Consider the following 5,042-nt stretch of genomic DNA (forward strand, 5'->3'; position numbering starts at 1 on the left):
GGCCGAAGCAGAGCGGGGTGAAGATGTCGATCACCCGCACCCCGCTCTGCTTCGGCCAGCGGCTTGGCATCTTCGCCGGTTCCGGCGTCGGCAAGTCGACGCTGCTTGCCATGCTCGCCGGCGCCGAGGCCTTCGATACCGTGGTCGTGGCCCTGATCGGCGAGCGCGGCCGCGAGGTGCGCGAGTTCCTCGAGGATACGATCGGCGCCGAGAGCATGGCCAAGACCGTCGCCGTGGTCGCCACCAGCGACGAAAGCGCCATGATGCGCCGGCGTGCGCCCGACACCGCCATGTGCGTGGCCGAGCATTTCCGCGACCAGGGCCATCGCGTGCTCCTGGTGCTGGATTCCATCACCCGCTTCGCGCATGCGCTACGCGAGGTGGCGACCGGAACGGGCGAGCCGCCGGTCGCACGCGGCTATCCGGCCTCGGTCTTCACCGACCTGCCGAAGCTGCTCGAACGCGCCGGCCCGGGCGCCGAGGGAAAAGGCTCGATCACCGCCATTATTTCCGTGCTGGTCGACGGCGACGACCACAACGACCCGGTCGCCGATTCGGTGCGCGGCATCCTCGACGGCCATGTCGTGCTCGACCGCGCCCTTGCCGAGCAGGGCCGCTATCCGCCGGTCAATCCGCTGTCGTCCATCTCGCGCCTTGCCGACAAGGCCTGGAGCCCGGAACAGCGCGTGCTGGTGACCAGGCTGAAATCGATGATCGCGCGCTTCGAGGATACGCGCGACATCCGTCTTTTGGGTGCCTACCAAAGCGGCGCCGATGCCGAGCTCGACAACGCCGTGCGCCAGGTGCCGCTGATCTATGAGGCGCTTACGCAATCGCCGAGGGACCGCGCGTCGGCGGATCCGTTCGCCGACCTCGCCCGCCATCTCAAGGGGAAGCTGAATGGCGATCAAGGAGACTGAGCTCCAATATACCGAGCGCATGTTGCGCGACATGCTTGCCGAGGCCGAGGCGGCGGAAAGGGCCGAGGCCGACGCGGCAAGATCCGCCAATGACAAGGTCGCGAATGCCAAGACACAGAAGACAGCGGCTCTGCTGAACAGAGCCGACAGGCAGCATCCGCCGCGGAAATCCGCCGCCGGGAGCGCCGATGTCGCGCAGGCCAGCCGCGATTCCGTGCTCGACGGGCTTTTTCCCCGCACCGAGTGGCCGGAGCCACCGAAAGCCCAGTTCCCGCGCCTGGCCGACAGGAGCGCCGACCGCCGCAGCGATTTCGTCATCGCCGCGCTCGGCATCACGCTCGGCCTCATCTGTGCGTTGTTCCCCTGGTACATCTTCTTCAACCAGGAGCAGTTCGGCGTCCAGACCATCAAGTTCGGCGGCAGCGGCAGCAATTCCGGACGTGAGGGCGGTGGCGTTGTGGCTCAACGCAGCGGACCGCTGACGGCCAAGGACGTTCCCAATCCCGATATCGACCTGTTTGCGACCGGCACGGTGCAGGATGATCCCGCCCCGCCGCCCGCCGACCAGCCCTTCCCGGCCGCCGCTTCCGAATTCAAGATGGTGCATGTCGCCAACGGCCGCGCCATGATCGAGGACGATACGGGTCTGTGGGTCGTTCAGCGCGGCTCCGTCCTGCCGGATTCGAGCCGCGTCGCCTCGATCGAGCAGCGCGGCGGCAAGTGGGTGATCGTCACCAGCACAGACAAGGTGATCCAGCTCTCGAAGTAACGGAGCCGGGCCGTACAGCCCCGCCCGCGCAAGGTCCGCGCAAGACTGGCCGCCTAGTCTTGTGCGTACTTGTCCGGGAGATTCCCATGGAACCCGTAAATCTTTTCGACCTTGCCACGCGGCAGTCGCAATGGCTGACCGTGCGCCAGTCGGCGATTGCCTCCAACATCGCCAATGCCAACACGCCGGGCTATACGGCCAATGATGTCGAGCCGTTCGAAAAGGTCCTCGACCGCACCGCGGTGACGCTGGCTGCCACGCAGACGGGCCATCTCGGCGCCGAAACCACCAATGCCGGCTTCAACGTCAAGCCGGAGGATCCAGACGGCGCGATCATGCCGTCGAAGAACACCGTCGTTCTCGAGCAGGAGCTGATGAAAGCCGGCGAGGTTCGCCGCTCCTTCGAGCTCAACACGGCGATCGTCAAGGCCTTCCATTCGATGATGACGATGGTGGTGAAGAGCTGACCATGGACGCCCTCACCGCAGCCCTCAAAGTCGCGGCCTCCGGCCTTGGTGCCCAGTCTGAGCGCCTGCGCGTGGTCTCGGAAAACCTCGCCAACGCCCAGTCGACCGGCAGCACGCCCGGCGCCGATCCCTATCGCCGCAAGACGATCACCTTTCAATCCGAGGTCGACCGCGCAACCGGCGGCTCGCTGGTGGAAGTGAGCGGCATCAATCGCGATCCTTCGGATTTCCCGATCGAATTCCAGCCCGGCAACGAAGCCGCCGACGCCAAAGGGTACGTCAAGATGCCCAACGTCAACACATTGGTCGAAATGGCCGACATGAGCGAGGCGAACCGCTCTTATGAAGCCAACCTGCAAGTCATCAAGCAGGCTCGCGATCTGATTTCCATGACCATCGACCTGATGAGGAACCAGTAATGATTGGCGGTATTGGGGCACTACAGTTCAAACCGGCAATCGACGGCACCGACTCGGCCGCGCCGGGCCTGCTTCAAGGCGGTGTCGGGACGCAGGCCAGCGAAAGCATCGGCAGCAGCTTCGCCGACGTCCTCAGCCAGGCCGCGACGAAGACCGTCAACACGCTGCAGGGTGCCGAGCAGATGTCGATACAGGCGCTCAAGGGCGACGCCGACACCCGTCAGGTTGTCGATGCGGTGTTGAGCGCCCAGCAGGCGCTGCAGACGACCATCGCCATCCGCGACAAGGTCGTCTCGGCTTACCTCGAGATCAGTCGCATGAGTATCTAGGAACCGCGTCATGAAAGCACTCGCCATCGCCGCCACCGGCATGAACGCCCAGCAGACCAACCTGGAAGTCATCGCCAACAACATCGCCAACATCAACACCACCGGCTACAAGCGGGCGCGGGCCGAATTCTCCGACCTGCTCTACCAGGTCGACCGCACGCAAGGCGTGCCCAACCGTTCCAACACCTCGCTGGTGCCGGAAGGCGTTTCGATCGGTCTTGGCGTCAAGACGACCGCCGTGCGCAACGTCCACACGCAGGGCGAACTGGCCAGCACCGGCAACAGCTTCGACCTGGCGTTGACCGGCAGGGGCTGGTTCCAGATCGAGGGCGCCGACGGCGGCACGCTCTACAGCCGCGCCGGCGCCTTCAACACCAACGCCACCGGCCAGCTCGTGACGGTGGACGGCGCCAACGTCATCCCGGCCATCACCGTGCCGACCGACGCCATCGAGGTTATCGTCAACAAGACCGGCCAGGTCTTTGCCCGCCTGGACGGTCAGACTGACCTCCAGCTTCTCGGACAGCTCCAGATCGCCAATTTCGCCAACGAGGCGGGCCTGGCCCCGCTCGGCGACAACCTCTTCCAGGAAACGGCTGCCTCGGGCCCGGCCAATGTCGGCGTCCCTGGAGACCCCGGCTTCGCCACGATCCAGCAGGGTTATCTGGAATCATCCAACGTCGACCCGGTCAAGGAAATCACCGAGCTGATCTCGGCGCAGCGCGCCTATGAAATGAACTCCAAGGTCATCCAGGCCGCCGACGACATGGCCTCGGTTGTCTCCAAGAACATCAGGTAACGGATGATGGCCGGGCCGATCTCCTCCGCACTCCGCCGCGCCGTGCTGGCCACCGTCCTGGTGGCCGCCGGCACGCCGGCTATCGCGCAGGACACCACCGGCCAGTCGGCGAACCAGATCGTCGCTGGCCAGGCGGTCGGCGAGGCCGTGCTGATCCCCAACCGGGTCATCTATCCCGGTGAGACAATCGAATCCGCCTCGCTCAAGCAGGTGACGCTCATACCCGGCAAGCATAAGCCGGACGGCATGGCGACGCGCTCCGAGGAGCTTCAGGGCAAGGTCGCCAAGCGCACGCTACTGCCCGGCCGCTACATCCCGGTCACCGCTATCCGCGACGCCTGGCTGGTCGAACAGGGCGCTTCCGTGCAGGTCTATTTCACCGCCGGCGCGCTCACCATTTCGGCGGCCTGCGTCACGCTGCAGCCAGGCGCTGCCGGCGACCAGATCAAGATCCGCAACATCGACAGCGGCAAGATCATCTCCGGCACGGTGATGGCCGACGGCACCATCAAGGTCGGCGCTTCGTGATGCGCGCCCTTGTCCTTCTGCTCGCGGCGGCCATCGGCATTCAGCCGGCTTTGGCGGATGGGCTGACGCCCAAGGCCAAACGCGAGCTCGCGCAGAAGAACGGCGGCGTCTACGACGATCCGGAATATGATCCGGCGACGACCCAGCGCATGTTCCGCGTTTCCACCGGACCAAGCACGCTGCCGCCCGGCCAGGTGGCCGCGCGCATCAAGGACATTGCTCAGTTGCAGAGCGCGCGCGACAACCAGCTCGTCGGCTACGGCCTGGTCATCGGCCTTGCCGGCACCGGCGACAGCCTGCGCAACTCGCCCTTCACCGAGCAGTCGATCCGCGCCATGCTGGAGAATCTCGGCATCGCCACCGAAGGCGGCAGCGCGCGCGCCAAGAACGTGGCCGCCGTCATCGTCACCGCCAACATGCCGCCCTTCGTCCAGTCCGGCGCCCGCATCGACATCGACGTCTCGTCGATGGGCGACGCCACCTCGCTCGCCGGTGGCACGCTGGTGATGACGCCGCTGAAGGCGGCCGATGGCGAGATCTATGCCGTCGGGCAAGGCTCGGTGATTGTCGGCGGCTTCACCGCCAAGGGTCAGGCCGAGGAACTCACGCAAGGCGTGCCGACCGCCGGCCGCGTGCCCAACGGCGCGATCGTAGAGCGCGCCGTTCCGGCCGAGTTCGACGACCAGGGCGTGTTGACATTGCAATTGCGCAATCCCGATTTCTCGACCGCCATCCGCATCGCCGACGCCGTCAACGACTACACCTCGCAGCGCTTCGGCATGCGGGTCGCCGCCGAGCGCGATGCCCGCAC

General features: G+C 65.9%; 7 protein-coding genes and 1 pseudogene. All 8 read left to right on the top strand.

The features are described from left to right. Positions 1–920: pseudogene (fliI, locus tag EOA27_RS21380) on the top strand (flagellum-specific ATP synthase FliI); the annotation flags it as partial. Further along, entirely contained in the window at positions 901–1,689 is a 789-nt protein-coding gene (locus EOA27_RS21385) for a hypothetical protein (RefSeq protein ID WP_126081529.1), read from the top strand. The pseudogene fliI and the gene EOA27_RS21385, both read left to right, overlap by 20 nt. Before the next feature lie 86 nt (positions 1,690–1,775). Next, positions 1,776–2,156, top strand: a complete 381-nt coding sequence (gene flgB, locus EOA27_RS21390; protein ID WP_126081528.1) for a flagellar basal body rod protein FlgB — start codon at positions 1,776–1,778, stop codon at positions 2,154–2,156. Between the two features lie 2 nt (positions 2,157–2,158). Continuing rightward, positions 2,159–2,575 (top strand): flagellar basal body rod protein FlgC, encoded by a 417-nt coding sequence (gene flgC / locus EOA27_RS21395; protein ID WP_042640471.1) that lies wholly within the window; start codon positions 2,159–2,161, stop codon positions 2,573–2,575. Then, positions 2,575–2,904, top strand: a complete 330-nt coding sequence (locus EOA27_RS21400) for a flagellar hook-basal body complex protein FliE (protein WP_126081527.1) — start codon at positions 2,575–2,577, stop codon at positions 2,902–2,904. The genes flgC and EOA27_RS21400 overlap by 1 nt, the downstream gene beginning before the upstream one ends. Positions 2,905–2,914: 10 nt before the next feature. Beyond that, positions 2,915–3,703: a flagellar basal-body rod protein FlgG gene (gene flgG / locus EOA27_RS21405; RefSeq protein WP_126081526.1), complete on the top strand. Its 789-nt coding sequence runs from the start codon at positions 2,915–2,917 to the stop codon at positions 3,701–3,703. A 3-nt stretch (positions 3,704–3,706) separates the two neighbouring features. After that, on the top strand, positions 3,707–4,231 hold the full coding sequence (gene flgA / locus EOA27_RS21410) for a flagellar basal body P-ring formation chaperone FlgA (protein ID WP_126081525.1): 525 nt from the start codon (positions 3,707–3,709) through the stop codon (positions 4,229–4,231). Continuing rightward, on the top strand, positions 4,228–5,042 hold an 815-nt coding region (locus tag EOA27_RS21415), incomplete at its 3' end, for a flagellar basal body P-ring protein FlgI (protein WP_127257095.1). The genes flgA and EOA27_RS21415, both read left to right, overlap by 4 nt.

This window comes from Mesorhizobium sp. M2A.F.Ca.ET.037.01.1.1 (genome assembly GCF_003998075.1).
In the GTDB taxonomy this organism is placed as follows: Bacteria; Pseudomonadota; Alphaproteobacteria; order Rhizobiales; family Rhizobiaceae; genus Mesorhizobium.